Genomic DNA, 13,529 nt, shown 5'->3' on the forward strand with positions numbered 1-13,529 from the left:
ATTCGCCAGCCATCTCCCCTGCCCGTCCGTCGGCTTACTCTTCCAGTTCCATGTTGATGGCCAGCGAGCGGATTTCCTTCACGAGCACGTTGAAGGATTCCGGCATGCCCGCGACCAACTCGTGTTCGCCGTCGACAATGTTCTTGTACATCTGGTTGCGGCCCTGCACGTCGTCCGACTTGACCGTCAGCATTTCCTGCAGGGTGTGCGCCGCGCCGTAGGCTTCCAGCGCCCAGACTTCCATTTCACCGAAGCGCTGGCCGCCGAACTGCGCCTTGCCACCCAGCGGCTGCTGGGTAACGAGCGAGTACGGACCGGTCGAACGGGCGTGCATCTTGTCGTCCACCAGGTGGTTCAGCTTCAGCATGTGCATGTAGCCGACCGTGGTGTGGCGATCAAAGGCTTCGCCGGTGCGACCGTCGTACAACTGCGTCTGGCCGCTGGTCGGCAGGTCCGCCAGCTCAAGCATGTGCTTGATTTCGGCTTCCGCCGCGCCGTCGAACACCGGGGTGGCCATCGGCACGCCGTCGGTCAGATTGTGCGACAGGGCAATCAGCTCGTCATCGCTGAACTGCGACAGGTCGACGCGGTCTTCGCCCAGCTTCAGATCGTGGTTGTAGATCTGCTCCAGGAACTTGCGCAGGTCGGCCACCTTGGCCTGGGCTTCGAGCATGTTCTGGATCTTGCGACCCAGGCCCTTGGCAGCCCAGCCCAGATGCACTTCCAGCACCTGGCCGATGTTCATACGCGAAGGCACGCCCAGCGGATTGAGCACGATGTCCACGGTCTCGCCGTTGGCCATGTAGGGCATGTCTTCGACCGGAACGATCGTCGACACCACACCCTTGTTGCCGTGGCGGCCGGCCATCTTGTCACCCGGCTGGATGCGACGCTTCACGGCCAAGTAGACCTTGACCATCTTCAGCACGCCCGGAGCCAGATCGTCGCCCGCGGTGATCTTGCCGCGCTTGTCGGCGAAGCGACGCTCGAATTCCTTCTCGTGCGCCTGGATCTGCTTCTGCGCGCGCTCGATGGCGTCAGAGGCGTCATCGTCTTTCATGCGTAGGGTGAACCAGTCGGCCTTCTTCAGGCTGTCCAGGTACTCGTCGCTGATCGCATCGCCCTTCTTCAGGTTCGGACCGCCGTTGGCGACCTTGCCCAGCAGCTGCGAACGCAGGCGCGCGTAGATGGCGCTTTCCAGGATGCGGAACTGATCGTCGAAGTCCTTCTTGACGCGCTTGATCTCGTTCTCTTCGATCTGACGCGCACGCTTGTCCTTCTCGATGCCGTCGCGGGTGAAGACCTGCACGTCGATGACGGTGCCGTCCATGCCCGGGGGCACGCGCAGCGAGCTGTCCTTAACGTCCGAAGCCTTCTCGCCAAAGATGGCGCGCAGCAGCTTCTCTTCCGGGGTCAGCTGGCTTTCGCCCTTCGGCGTGACCTTGCCCACCATGATGTCGCCGGCGCGCACTTCCGCACCGATGTACACCACGCCGCTCTCGTCCAGGCGGTTGAGCGCCTGTTCGGAGACGTTCGGGATGTCGGCCGAGATTTCTTCCGGACCCAGTTTGGTGTCACGCGCAACGCAGGTCAGCTCTTCGATGTGGATCGTGGTGTAGCGATCCTCTTCCACCACACGCTCGGAGAGCAGGATGGAGTCTTCGAAGTTGTAGCCGTTCCAGGGCATGAAGGCGATCAGCATGTTCTGGCCCAGGGCCAGCTCACCGATGTCGGTCGACGGACCGTCGGCCAGCACGTCGCCACGCGCCACCACGTCACCGACATTGACCAGCGGGCGCTGGTTGATGCAGGTGTTCTGGTTGGAGCGGGTGTACTTGATCAGCGTGTAGATGTCCACGCCGGCATCGTGCTCACCGGAGATTTCGCTTTCGTTGACCTTTACCACGATGCGGCCGGCGTCGATCTGCACGATCGAGCCACCACGACGGGCGTTGACGGTCACACCGGAGTCACGCGCCACGGCGCGCTCGATACCGGTACCCACCAGCGGCTTCTGCGCACGCAGCGTCGGCACGGCCTGGCGCTGCATGTTGGCGCCCATCAGTGCGCGGTTGGCGTCATCGTGTTCCAGGAACGGCACCAGCGCCGCGGCGACCGACACGGTCTGCATCGGCGAGACGTCCATGTAGTCCACTTCGCCCGGCGGCTTGAGCAGCGATTCGCCTTGGTGACGGCACGGCACGAACTGCTCGGTCAGGCGGCTCTTGGCATCGTGCAGGGCGTTGGCCTGGGCGATGACGTACTCGTTCTCTTCAATCGCCGACAGGTATTCGATTTCGTCGGTGATCGTGCCATCCACGACCTTGCGGTACGGCGTCTCGAGGAAGCCATAGCTGTTGGTGCGGGCGTACACGGCCAGCGAGTTGATCAGGCCGATGTTCGGGCCTTCCGGCGTTTCGATGGTGCAGACGCGGCCGTAGTGGGTCGGGTGCACGTCGCGCACTTCGAAGCCGGCTCGTTCGCGGGTCAGGCCGCCCGGGCCCAACGCGGAAACGCGGCGTTTGTGGGTGACTTCCGACAGCGGGTTGTTCTGATCCATGAACTGCGACAGCTGCGAGGAGCCAAAGAACTCCTTGATCGCGGCGGCCACCGGCTTGGCGTTGATCAGTTCCTGCGGGGTCAGGCCCTCGGACTCGGCCATCGACAGGCGTTCCTTGACCGCGCGCTCGACGCGGACCAGGCCCACGCGGAACACGTTCTCGGCCATTTCGCCGACCGAACGCACACGGCGGTTGCCCAGGTGATCGATGTCGTCGACGGTGCCGCGACCATTGCGGATCTCGGTCAGGACCTTGATGACTTCCAGGATGTCCGAAGTCTGGCCCAGTTCGGCGACCAGGCGCTTGGCCTCTTCGTCGTTGCGGGCACCGAAGTACTTCTTGTCGTACAACACGGCTTCGCCGGTGACTTCCTTGCGGCCGACACGACGGTTGAACTTCATGCGGCCGACATTGGACAGGTCGTAGCGCTCGAAGGTGAAGAACAGGTTGTGGAACAGGTTCTGCGCGGCATCCTTGGTCGGCGGTTCGCCGGGACGCATCATGCGGTAGATCTCGACCAGCGCCTCCAACTGGGTGCGGCTGGGATCGATGCGCAGCGTGTTGGACAGGTACGGACCGCGATCCAGATCGTTGGTCCACAGCGTGCCCACCGCATCAACGCCGGCCTTGCGGAACTTGGCCAGTTGCTCTTCGGTGATTTCGTCGTTGGCGTTGGCCAGCAGTTCGCCGGTGTTGCCGTCGATCACGTCGTGCGACAGGATGCGGCCCACCAGGTATTCGTCCGGCACGGCCAGGGCAGCGATGCCCGACTGTTCCAGCTGCTTGACGTGACGCGCGGTGATGCGGCGGCCGGCTTCGACGATGACCTTGTCACCATCGGCCAGATCGAAGTTCAGCGTTTCGCCGCGCAGGCGCTCGGCCACCAGCTCCAGCTGCACGCCTTCCGGCAGGATGTGGAAGGTGTTGATGTCGAAGAATTCGTTGAGCATCTCCTCGTTGGAGTAGCCCAGCGCACGCAGCAGGATCGTCACCGGCAACTTGCGGCGACGGTCGATACGGGTGAACAGCGCATCCTTGGGGTCGAACTCGAAGTCCAGCCATGAGCCGCGGTAAGGAATGATGCGGGCGCTGTACAGCAACTTGCCCGAGCTGTGGGTCTTGCCACGATCGTGGTCGAAGAACACGCCCGGCGAACGGTGCAGCTGCGAGACGATGACGCGCTCGGTACCGTTGACGATGAAGGTGCCGTTGTCGGTCATGAGCGGAATTTCGCCCAAGTAGACTTCCTGCTCCTTCACGTACTTGATGGCCTTGGTCGACGACTCGCGGTCGTAGATCACCAAGCGCACGGTGACGCGCAGCGGTGCGCCGTAGCTCAGGCCACGGTTGCGGCACTCGCGCTCGTCGAACACGGGATCGCCCAGCTTGTAGCCCACGTACTCCAGCGCCGCGTTGCCGCTGTAGCTGGAGATCGGGAACACCGACTTCAACGCAGCGTGCAGGCCACGGTCCTCGCGCTTGGCGGGATCAACGTGCTCTTGCAGGAATTCGCGGTAGGAGTCGACCTGGATGGCAAGCAGGAAGGGAACTTCAAGGATCGAGCGCTGCTTACCGAAGTCCTTGCGGATGCGCTTCTTCTCGGTGAACGAATATGTCGTCATGGGAGTGCCTTTGGCATCGGGGGCCACGCGTCCGTGACCCCGGGAAACATTCTTTCGAACGGGAGAATTTTCAGTTGGAAGCCGCGGGTATTGCCGGCACCCGCACGCCTTCTGCTGCTGCTTCCAACTACAAACTCGCTGAACTCAACAACGACCGAAGGCCAGGGGCTTGCGCCCCCGGCCTCGGATTGCCGCCGATGTAACCTGGCGACGGATTTTGCTTACTTCACTTCGACGGTGGCGCCGACAGCCTCGAGGTCCTTCTTCATCTTCTCGGCGTCTTCCTTCGAAGCGGCTTCCTTCAGGACGCCACCGGCTTCTGCCAGGTCCTTGGCTTCCTTCAGGCCCAGGCCGGTGATGGCGCGGACAGCCTTAATCACTTCGACCTTCTTCTCGCCAGCCGACTTCAGGGTGACGGTGAATTCGGTCTGCTCTTCAACCGGGGCAGCAGCGACGGCCGGGCCGGCAGCGGCAACCGGGGCGGCAGCGGACACGCCAAACTTTTCTTCGATGGCCTTGACCAGCTCCATCACTTCCATCAGGGTCTTGCCGGCAATGGCGTCGACGATCTGTTCGTTGGAAAGGGACATTGTGTTTACCTTTGGAAATTATCTGGGATAGGGTTCAGTGAACCGTAGAAACGTCGAACTCAGGCTTCGGCAACGGCTTCCGCGGCGACTTCGTCACCACCACCCTGCTGATCGGCCACTGCCTTGACGGCGCGGGCGAACATGGTGGCGGGCTCAGCCAGAACGCGGGCCAGCATGGCCAGGGCCTGATCACGGGTCGGCAGCGAAGCCAGGACTTCGACGTGCGTGGCCGGATACAGCTGACCACCCACGGAGACGACCTTGGCCTGCAGCTTGTCGTTGGACTTGGCGAATTCCTTGATCAGACGACCGGCAGCGCCGGGTTCTTCCGTCGAAAACGCATACAGCAGCGGACCGACGAGCTTGTCCTTGACGCACTCGTATTCGGTACCTTCGACGGCGCGCGAGGCCAGGGTGTTCTTGACAACTTTCAAGAACACGCCGGTTTCGCGAGCCTTCTTGCGCATCGCGGTCATTTGGGTGACCGAGGTGCCTGCGTATTCGGCGGCGACCAGGGAGTGCGCCTTGGCGGCGACGTCTGCCAGTTCGGCGACTACTTCTTGCTTCTGGGACAGATTGAGAGCCATACACTCCTCACTTGTTGATTCCGCTCGCGGCTCCTGCCACTTGCGGTCCAGGACGGCGCCCTTCCTGGGCACCGGGGGCTGACGCCCCGGCGGTGGCCTTTCTGCCTGGGTCGACTTGCGTCTTGACCAGATAACTCCAGAAGGCAGCACCATCTACGCAGGTTTGTTCCCTTACGGGTCCGGATTAAGCGATCCCGCTAGCCACGACGGCGAGTCCTTGCCAGTTCGAGCATCCCTGCCCGTCGTCGTTACGCGCTGACCACACCTGCGGTCTTTGACGGCTATCGCGGGCCAAGGCCCGACGATTGCCCTCAAACTTTGTTGCGATGGAGCCGCCCTGTCGGGAGCGACTCCACTTCACGCATGCTGCGATTACTTCAGGCTCAGCGAGGACTGGTCCACGGTCACGCCCGGGCCCATGGTCGAGCTGACCGAGATCTTCTGCAGGTACTGACCCTTGGCGGTCGACGGCTTGGCCTTGACCAGGTCGGCCAGCAGGGCCTGCAGATTCGACTTCAGTGCTTCGTCTTCGAAGCTGGCCTTGCCGATGGTGCAGTGGATGATGCCGGCCTTGTCCGTGCGGTAACGCACCTGACCCGACTTGGCATTCTTCACGGCTTCGGCCGGGTTCGGCGAAACGGTGCCGACCTTCGGGTTCGGCATCAGGCCGCGCGGGCCCAGCACCGTACCCAGCTTGCCGACAACGCGCATCGCGTCCGGGGTGGCGATCACGACGTCATAGTTGATGTCGCCGGCGAGCATCTTCTCGGCCAGATCGTCCATACCGACGGCTTCGGCGCCCGCGGCGACGGCTTCGTCAGCCTTCGAACCGGCGGGGGCGAACACCGCCACGCGCACCGACTTGCCGGTACCGGCCGGCAGCACGGTCGAACCGCGCACCTGCTGATCCGACTTCTTGGCGTCCACGCCCAGGCGCACGGCCACGTCGACGGACTCGACAAACTTCGCCTTGGTGGCGGTCTTGACGATCTTCAGAGCCTCGTCAATGTTGTAGGCCTTGCCCGGGGTCACTGCGGCCAGGATGGCCTTCTGTCGCTTGTTCTGTGCCATCTCTTAACCCTCTACCGTCAGGCCCATGGAGCGGGCGGAACCCGCGATCGTGCGAACTGCCGCGTCCAGATCGGCCGCGGTCAGATCGGGTTCCTTCGCCTTGGCGATGTCTTCGAGCTGCTTGCGGGTGACCTTGCCCACCTTTTCGGTGTTCGGGCGCTTGGAGCCGGACTGGATGCCGACAGCCTTCTTCAGCAGGATCGACGCCGGCGGCGTCTTGGTGATGAAGGTGAAGGTACGGTCGGAATAGGCGGTGATCACCACCGGAATCGGCAGACCCGGCTCCAGCTTCTGCGTGGCGGCATTAAACGCCTTGCAGAATTCCATGATGTTCAGGCCGCGCTGACCCAGCGCAGGACCGACCGGCGGCGAGGGGTTGGCCTGACCGGCCTTCACCTGCAGCTTGATGTAACCAACTACTTTCTTTGCCATTTTAGCTCTCTCCGGGTGCTAGCGCCTGGACCTCAGGCTCCCCATCGGACCGGGAATGACGCGTCCCGGCTTCGCGTTTTCTGAACGCACACGAGCCGCCTTGCGGCGGCTACGTTGGCGGTCCCTGCTAGGGAGCCGCGCAGTATATCAGGGTTTTAGCGGCCCCGCAGGGCCGCCGGCTCAGGCCTTTTCGACCTGGCCAAACTCCAGCTCCACCGGGGTCGACCGGCCGAAAATCAGCACGGCCACGCGCAGGCGGCTCTTTTCGTAGTTGACTTCCTCGACCACGCCGTTGAAGTCATTGAACGGGCCGTCGGTGACGCGGACCATTTCGCCCGGCTCGAACAGCACCTTCGGACGCGGCTTCTCGACGCCTTCCTGTACGCGATCCAGGATCTGGGCCGCTTCTTCGTCGCGGATGGGCAGCGGCCGATCGGCGGTGCCACCAATGAAGCCCAGCACCTTGCTGGTTTCCTTCACCAGGTGCCAGCTTTCGTTGTCCATGCGCGGGATGCCGGCTTCGTCATGGGTTTCGATCTGGACCAGCACGTAACCGGGGAAGAACTTGCGCTCGGAACGGCGCTTCTGGCCTGAGCGCATTTCGATGACTTCTTCAGTCGGCACCAGCACGTCGCCGAAGCGCTCTTCCATGCCATTGCGGACGATGCGATCGCGCAATGCCTGCGCTACGGATTTCTCGAAGCCAGAATAGGCATGGACCACGTACCAACGCTTCACTGCGACGTTCTCCTCAGCGACCGTAATTCAGGAACAGCTCGATGGCCTCTTTGATGAGGAAATCGAAGCCAGCGAGGATCAGACTCAGCACGATCACCACGACCACGACCACCCAGGTCATGCGGGTAGCTTCCTGGCGGGTGGGCCAGACGACCTTGCGTAGTTCGAAACGGGATTCGGACAGGAACTCGCGGGTATCGCGGCCCTTGGCGGTGACCATGAACAGCAGGCTGCCCAGGACCAGACCCGCCACGACAGCCAAAGCGCGGACCGGCGTGGCCCATTGGCCGTTGAACCACCACCACGCCACCAGGCCGGCTACGACCAGGGCGGCCGCCAGCACGTACTTGAGGATGTCGGCGGGGTTAATCGCGTTCTTGGATTGTTCGGCCTTGCTGTTCAAGTCAGAGTCGCTCTTTATCAACAAGTGCGGCCCGCGAATCGGGCCGGCGCCTGTGCGGATGACTCCGCAAGATGGCACGCCAGGAGGGACTCGAACCCCCAACCTGCGGTTTTGGAGACCGCTGCTCTGCCAATTGAGCTACTGGCGTATCGATTTGTTTGCCGTCCTTTTAGACGGCGAAGGCGGACCGAGGTTCCGGCCCGCCTGCAGCCGGGCGCGCTTGCGCGCGCCCGTCAATACATTACTTGATGATCTTGGCAACCACGCCGGCGCCGACGGTGCGGCCACCTTCGCGGATGGCGAAGCGCAGGCCTTCGTCCATCGCCACCGGGTTGATGAGCGCCACCACCATCTTGATGTTGTCGCCCGGCATCACCATTTCCACGCCTTCCGGCAGGGTCACCGCACCGGTGATGTCGGTGGTACGGAAGTAGAACTGCGGACGGTAGCCCTTGAAGAACGGCGTGTGACGGCCGCCCTCGTCCTTCGATAGCACGTACACCTCGGCTTCGAACTCGGTGTGCGGGGTGATGGAACCCGGCTTGCACAGCACCTGGCCGCGCTCCACGTCGTCACGCTTGGTGCCGCGCAGCAGCAGACCGGCGTTGTCGCCCGCCTGGCCCTGGTCCAGCAGCTTGCGGAACATTTCCACGCCCGTCACCGTCGTCTTCTGGGTCGGACGGATACCGACAATCTCGATTTCTTCGCCCACCTTGATGACGCCGCGCTCGATACGACCGGTCACCACGGTGCCGCGGCCCGAAATCGAGAACACGTCTTCCACCGGCATCAGGAACGGCTTGTCCACGTCACGCTGCGGTTCCGGAATGAACGAGTCCAGCGCTTCGACCAGCTTCAGAATCGCCGGCACGCCAATCTCGGACTGGTCACCTTCCAGCGCCAGACGCGCCGAACCGTGGATGATGGGGGTGTCATCGCCCGGGAAGTCGTACTTGCTCAGCAGCTCGCGAACTTCCATTTCCACCAGTTCCAGCAGCTCGGCGTCGTCCACCATGTCCGCCTTGTTCAGGAAGACCACGATGTACGGCACGCCCACCTGGCGCGACAGCAGGATGTGTTCGCGCGTCTGCGGCATCGGGCCGTCAGCGGCCGAGCACACCAGAATCGCACCGTCCATCTGCGCTGCACCGGTAATCATGTTCTTCACGTAGTCGGCGTGACCCGGGCAGTCCACGTGCGCGTAGTGACGCGTCGGGCTTTCGTACTCCACGTGCGCCGTCGAAATCGTGATGCCGCGCGCCTTCTCTTCCGGCGCCGCGTCAATCGCGTCGTACGCCTTGAACTCGCCACCAAAGCGCTCGGCACCCACCTTCGTCAGCGCCGCGGTCAGCGTCGTCTTGCCGTGGTCAACGTGACCAATCGTGCCCACATTGACGTGCGGCTTGGTGCGTTCGAATTTACCCTTTGCCATGGCTGCTTCTTCTCGAGTAGATCGTTGAATGGATTGGAAAGGTGGTGCTCACGAATGGAATCGAACCATCGACCTCCTCCTTACCAAGGAGGTGCTCTACCGACTGAGCTACGTGAGCTTGAAACTGGGTGTCGCTTTGTTACTTGCAGATCCGCGCCGGGGCGTTCATTGGAGCGGGAGACGGGAATCGAACCCGCACCATCAGCTTGGAAGGCTGAGGTTCTACCGTTGAACTACTCCCGCGCCGGGAGACCACTACAACACAAAACAACTCGAATTTTGGTGGAGGGAGGTGGATTCGAACCACCGAAGGCGTAAGCCAGCAGATTTACAGTCTGCCCCCGTTGGCCGCTTGGGTATCCCTCCGGAGCCACCCGTAAGACCAGACCGCAAGGGCCAAATCAGACCGGGGTGAAACAGCCCGAGATTTTGGCGTGAACCCGGGCAGCTGTCAACGCGGAAATTCGATTTTCTTACACGTTGAAGCGGAAATGCAGCACATCACCTTCCTGCACCCGGTATTCCTTGCCTTCCAGGCGCAGGCGACCGGCATCCCGCGCACCCGCTTCGCCCTTGTACTTGATGAAATCGTCGAATGCGATCGTCTCGGCGCGGATGAAGCCCTTCTCGAAATCCGTATGGATGACCGCAGCCGCCTGGGGCGCGGTCGAGCCGGCCTTGACGGTCCAGGCGCGTACTTCCTTGACCCCGGCGGTGAAGTAGGTCTGCAGCCCGAGCAGGCGATAGGCCGCGCGGATGACGCGGTTGAGGCCCGGTTCGTCCAGGCCCAGATCGGCCAGGAAGGTGTCGCGATCCGCATCGTCCAGCTGCGACAGCTCTTCCTCGATGGCCGCCGATACCGGCACCACCTCGGCGCCCTCGGCCTTGGCGCGCGCGCGCACGGCATCCAGGTGCGGATTGTTCTCGAAGCCGTCCTCCAGGACGTTGGCCACGTACATCACCGGCTTGAGGGTCAGCAGGAACATGTCGCGCACCAGTGCGCGCTCTTCTTCGTCCAGTCCCAGGGCGCGGCCCGGGCGGCCGTCGCTCAGTCCTGCGTGCAGCTTCTGCAGCACCGGCTTGCGTGCAATGGCGTCTTTCTCGCCGGCCTTGGCCGAGCGCTCGGCGCGATTCAGCGCCTTTTCGACACTGTCCAGATCCGCCAGGGCCAATTCGGTATCAATGGTGTCGATGTCTTCCAGCGGATCGACCTTACCGGCCACGTGGATGATGTCGCCGTGCTCGAAGCAGCGGACCACGTGGGTGATCGCATCGACTTCGCGGATATGCGCCAGGAACTTGTTGCCCAGGCCTTCGCCACTGGCAGCGCCGGCCACCAGGCCGGCAATGTCGACAAACTCGACCGCGGTGGGAATAACCTTTTGCGGCTTGACGATGTCCGACAGCTGATTCAGACGCGGGTCCGGCACCGGCACGACGCCCACGTTAGGCTCGATGGTGCAGAACGGGAAGTTGGCCGCGGCGATGCCCGCCTTGGTCAGCGCGTTGAACAGGGTCGACTTGCCGACGTTAGGCAGGCCGACGATGCCGCATTTGATGCCCATGTGGGGAGCCGTCTTGTGAAGGGTAAAGAGCAAAGAAAGGCCGCGTGGCCGCGCTTTGCTCTTGACTCTTGGCTAGTGTCAGAACCGCTTGCGTGCGCTTATTTGGGCGTATGCAAACGCTTCATTGCCTCGTTGAAATCGCCAGCTACCGCTATCGGCAGCACATCGATGGCGTCATCGATGGCGCGTCCAATCAGGATTTCATCGTCCTTGCCCGGTTTGCCCAGCACCCAGGGAGTGACCTTGTCCTTGTGACCCGGATGTCCAATGCCGATACGCAGGCGATGGAACTTGCCATGGCCCAGCAACTGCATGGTGTCGCGCAGGCCATTCTGTCCGCCGTGTCCGCCATCGAACTTGAGCCGGGCCGTACCCGTGGCCAGATCCAGTTCGTCGTGCGCCAACAGTGCCTCTTCCGGCGCAATCTTCCAGTAACGCAGCGCCGCCATCACCGACTTGCCACTCAGGTTCATGTACGTGGCCGGTTTGAGCAACCAGACCGGCTGGCCAGCGATCACCACCTTGGTGGTTTCACCGAACAGCTTGCTTTCCAGGCCCCAGCGTTCACCCAGGCGATCCGCCAGGGTGTCGACAAAACGGAACCCGGCGTTGTGCCGGGTTCTGGCGTGCTCGGCACCGGGATTGCCCAGTCCGACGATGAGTCGAAGGCCTGCCATGGCAGTACATCACGCCGGTGCGCCTGCCTGGGCAGGCGCACCGTGCGGGATATTACTTCTCGTCCTTCTTGGCGACCTTGGCGGCCGGCACTTCGGCGGACGCCGGTGCTTCGGCTTCGGCCTCTTCCTTGCCGTGCTTGGCGATCACGACGGCAACGTCGTGTTCCTTGCCCAGCTTCAGTTCCGGCAGTTCAACGCCGGCCGGCAGCTTGATTTCCGACAGGTGGACGATGCCGCCCACGGCCAGGTTGGACAGATCGATTTCGATCGACTCCGGCAGATCCTTCGGCAAGCACTCGACCACGACTTCGTTCAACTCGTGGGTCACGACGACGTCGGCCGACTTGCCGGCAGGCGAGGTGTCCTGGTTGATGAAGTGCAGCGGCACGGCGGTGCGCAGCTTCTCGTTCTCGTTCACGCGCTGGAAGTCCAGGTGCATGATCAGCTGCTTGAACGGATGGCGCTGCATGTCACGCAGCAGCACCTTCTGGATGTCGCCGTTGAGGCTCAGGTCCAGGATCGAGGAGTAGAACCAGTCGTTCTGGCTGGCGAGCCAGATCTCGTTGTGGTTCAACTGGATTGCGACCGGGGTCAGGTCACCACCGTAAACGATGGCGGGGATGCTACCGGCGGTACGAAGGCGGCGGCTCGCACCCTTACCTTCGACTTCGCGGCGCTCCACTTTGATTTCGTGCGTGTTAGCCATTTTTCTTTACTACCTAGGTTGAAGATGCCACCTCGCGGCGGCGTTGGAGACTCTTCCGCGACCAGAAGAGCCGGATGGGGGTCAATCCACGTACAGCGAGCTCACCGATTCGCCAAAGGCGATGCGGCGAACCGTTTCCGCCAGCAGTTCCGCCACGCTGAGCTGGCGGATACGGCTGCAGGCTTTCGCTTCCGGCGAAAGCGGGATGGTGTCGGTGACGACCAGTTCGTCCAGCACCGACTTGTTCAAATTGTCCACCGCCGGGCCCGAGAGCACGGCGTGGGTGCAGTACGCCGCCACCTTCTTGGCGCCGCGCGCCTTGAGCGCAGCGGCCGCGGCGCACAGCGTGCCGGCGGTGTCGACGATGTCATCGACCAACACGCAGTCCTTGCCGTCCACGTCGCCGATGATGTTCATCACCGTGGCGACGTTGGCGCGCGGGCGGCGCTTGTCGATGATCGCCAGGTCGGCGTCATCCAGGCGCTTGGCCACCGCGCGGGCGCGGACCACGCCGCCCACGTCCGGCGACACCACGATCAGGTTGTCGGTGCCGTAGGCGCGCCAGATGTCGGCGAGCAGCAGCGGCGAGGCGTACACGTTGTCGACCGGGATATCGAAAAAGCCCTGGATCTGGTCGGCGTGCAGGTCCACCGTCAACACGCGATCAGTACCCACCGCGCTGAACATCTTCGCGGCCACCTTGGCGGTGATCGGCACGCGCGAGGAACGCAAGCGGCGATCCTGGCGCGAGTAGCCGAAGTACGGCACCACCGCGGTGACGCTGGCCGCCGATGCGCGCTTGAGCGCGTCGATCAGCACCAGCAGCTCCATCAGGTTTTCCGCCGCCGGTGCGCAGGTCGGCTGGACCACGAACACTTCCTGGCGGCGGACGTTTTCCTCGATCTCCACCTGCACTTCGCCGTCGGAGAACGTGGACACCAGGGCCTTGCCCGGGCGAACACCCAGTTCGCGGCAGATGCTGTCGGCCAGCGCCTTGTTGGCGTTGCCGGAAAACACAAGCAGGTGACGTTCGTCTTGCATGGCGGTGATGGCTTCGCTGGAGTTGGCGCCGGATGCGCGCGGGAAGGAAGGAACGTGTGGCGAAAATCTGCTGACGCTTTACGGCCCGCACGCGGGCGACAACT

The 13,529-nt window shown here is 62.9% G+C and carries 12 protein-coding genes and 4 tRNA genes; all 16 read right to left on the reverse strand.

What is annotated here, in order from left to right; all coding sequences use genetic code 11:
• Positions 1–34: 34 nt before the first annotated feature.
• A complete protein-coding gene (rpoB, locus tag B5X78_RS04585) occupies positions 35–4,183 on the reverse strand; it encodes a DNA-directed RNA polymerase subunit beta (RefSeq protein ID WP_079723274.1) in 4,149 nt (1,382 codons plus the stop codon).
• A gap of 221 nt (positions 4,184–4,404) precedes the next feature.
• Positions 4,405–4,773, reverse strand: a complete 369-nt coding sequence (gene rplL, locus B5X78_RS04590; RefSeq protein ID WP_079723275.1) for a 50S ribosomal protein L7/L12 — start codon at positions 4,771–4,773, stop codon at positions 4,405–4,407.
• A 59-nt stretch (positions 4,774–4,832) separates the two neighbouring features.
• Complete coding sequence (gene rplJ / locus B5X78_RS04595) at positions 4,833–5,360, reverse strand: 50S ribosomal protein L10 (protein WP_079723276.1); 528 nt, start codon at positions 5,358–5,360, stop codon at positions 4,833–4,835.
• A gap of 372 nt (positions 5,361–5,732) precedes the next feature.
• Positions 5,733–6,431, reverse strand: coding sequence for a 50S ribosomal protein L1 (rplA, locus tag B5X78_RS04600; protein ID WP_079723277.1), 699 nt, complete (start codon positions 6,429–6,431; stop codon positions 5,733–5,735).
• 3 nt (positions 6,432–6,434) lie between these two features.
• A complete protein-coding gene (gene rplK, locus B5X78_RS04605) occupies positions 6,435–6,863 on the reverse strand; it encodes a 50S ribosomal protein L11 (protein WP_079723278.1) in 429 nt (142 codons plus the stop codon).
• A 180-nt stretch (positions 6,864–7,043) separates the two neighbouring features.
• Positions 7,044–7,601: a transcription termination/antitermination protein NusG gene (gene nusG / locus B5X78_RS04610; RefSeq protein WP_079723279.1), complete on the reverse strand. Its 558-nt coding sequence runs from the start codon at positions 7,599–7,601 to the stop codon at positions 7,044–7,046.
• A gap of 13 nt (positions 7,602–7,614) precedes the next feature.
• Entirely contained in the window at positions 7,615–8,004 is a 390-nt protein-coding gene (secE, locus tag B5X78_RS04615) for a preprotein translocase subunit SecE (protein ID WP_079723280.1), read from the reverse strand.
• Between the two features lie 72 nt (positions 8,005–8,076).
• Positions 8,077–8,152 (reverse strand) — tRNA-Trp (locus B5X78_RS04620).
• Positions 8,153–8,245: 93 nt separating this feature from the next.
• Entirely contained in the window at positions 8,246–9,436 is a 1,191-nt protein-coding gene (gene tuf / locus B5X78_RS04625) for an elongation factor Tu (RefSeq protein ID WP_079723269.1), read from the reverse strand.
• Positions 9,437–9,478: 42 nt separating this feature from the next.
• Positions 9,479–9,554 (reverse strand) — tRNA-Thr (locus B5X78_RS04630).
• A 51-nt stretch (positions 9,555–9,605) separates the two neighbouring features.
• Positions 9,606–9,679, reverse strand: a tRNA-Gly gene (locus tag B5X78_RS04635).
• A 37-nt stretch (positions 9,680–9,716) separates the two neighbouring features.
• Positions 9,717–9,802, reverse strand: a tRNA-Tyr gene (locus tag B5X78_RS04640).
• A 107-nt stretch (positions 9,803–9,909) separates the two neighbouring features.
• Positions 9,910–11,001, reverse strand: coding sequence for a redox-regulated ATPase YchF (ychF, locus tag B5X78_RS04645; protein ID WP_079723281.1), 1,092 nt, complete (start codon positions 10,999–11,001; stop codon positions 9,910–9,912).
• A gap of 98 nt (positions 11,002–11,099) precedes the next feature.
• Positions 11,100–11,678, reverse strand: a complete 579-nt coding sequence (gene pth, locus B5X78_RS04650) for an aminoacyl-tRNA hydrolase (protein WP_079723282.1) — start codon at positions 11,676–11,678, stop codon at positions 11,100–11,102.
• Between the two features lie 52 nt (positions 11,679–11,730).
• Entirely contained in the window at positions 11,731–12,384 is a 654-nt protein-coding gene (locus B5X78_RS04655; protein ID WP_079723283.1) for a 50S ribosomal protein L25/general stress protein Ctc, read from the reverse strand.
• An 81-nt stretch (positions 12,385–12,465) separates the two neighbouring features.
• Positions 12,466–13,425 (reverse strand): ribose-phosphate diphosphokinase, encoded by a 960-nt coding sequence (locus tag B5X78_RS04660; RefSeq protein WP_079723284.1) that lies wholly within the window; start codon positions 13,423–13,425, stop codon positions 12,466–12,468.
• Between the last annotated feature and the right edge of the window lie 104 nt (positions 13,426–13,529).

This window comes from Pseudoxanthomonas indica, from assembly GCF_900167565.1.
In the GTDB taxonomy this organism is placed as follows: domain Bacteria; phylum Pseudomonadota; class Gammaproteobacteria; order Xanthomonadales; family Xanthomonadaceae; genus Pseudoxanthomonas_A; species Pseudoxanthomonas_A indica.

Coding starts and splice junctions, on each gene's coding strand:
- tuf (WP_079723269.1), bottom strand. CDS start 9,436: ATGGCAAAGGGTAAATTCGAACGCACCAAGCCGCACGTCAATGTGGGC.
- rplA (WP_079723277.1), bottom strand. CDS start 6,431: ATGGCACAGAACAAGCGACAGAAGGCCATCCTGGCCGCAGTGACCCCG.
- B5X78_RS04660 (WP_079723284.1), bottom strand. CDS start 13,425: ATGCAAGACGAACGTCACCTGCTTGTGTTTTCCGGCAACGCCAACAAG.
- rpoB (WP_079723274.1), bottom strand. CDS start 4,183: ATGACGACATATTCGTTCACCGAGAAGAAGCGCATCCGCAAGGACTTC.
- rplL (WP_079723275.1), bottom strand. CDS start 4,773: ATGTCCCTTTCCAACGAACAGATCGTCGACGCCATTGCCGGCAAGACC.
- B5X78_RS04655 (WP_079723283.1), bottom strand. CDS start 12,384: ATGGCTAACACGCACGAAATCAAAGTGGAGCGCCGCGAAGTCGAAGGT.
- rplJ (WP_079723276.1), bottom strand. CDS start 5,360: ATGGCTCTCAATCTGTCCCAGAAGCAAGAAGTAGTCGCCGAACTGGCA.
- pth (WP_079723282.1), bottom strand. CDS start 11,678: ATGGCAGGCCTTCGACTCATCGTCGGACTGGGCAATCCCGGTGCCGAG.
- rplK (WP_079723278.1), bottom strand. CDS start 6,863: ATGGCAAAGAAAGTAGTTGGTTACATCAAGCTGCAGGTGAAGGCCGGT.
- ychF (WP_079723281.1), bottom strand. CDS start 11,001: ATGGGCATCAAATGCGGCATCGTCGGCCTGCCTAACGTCGGCAAGTCG.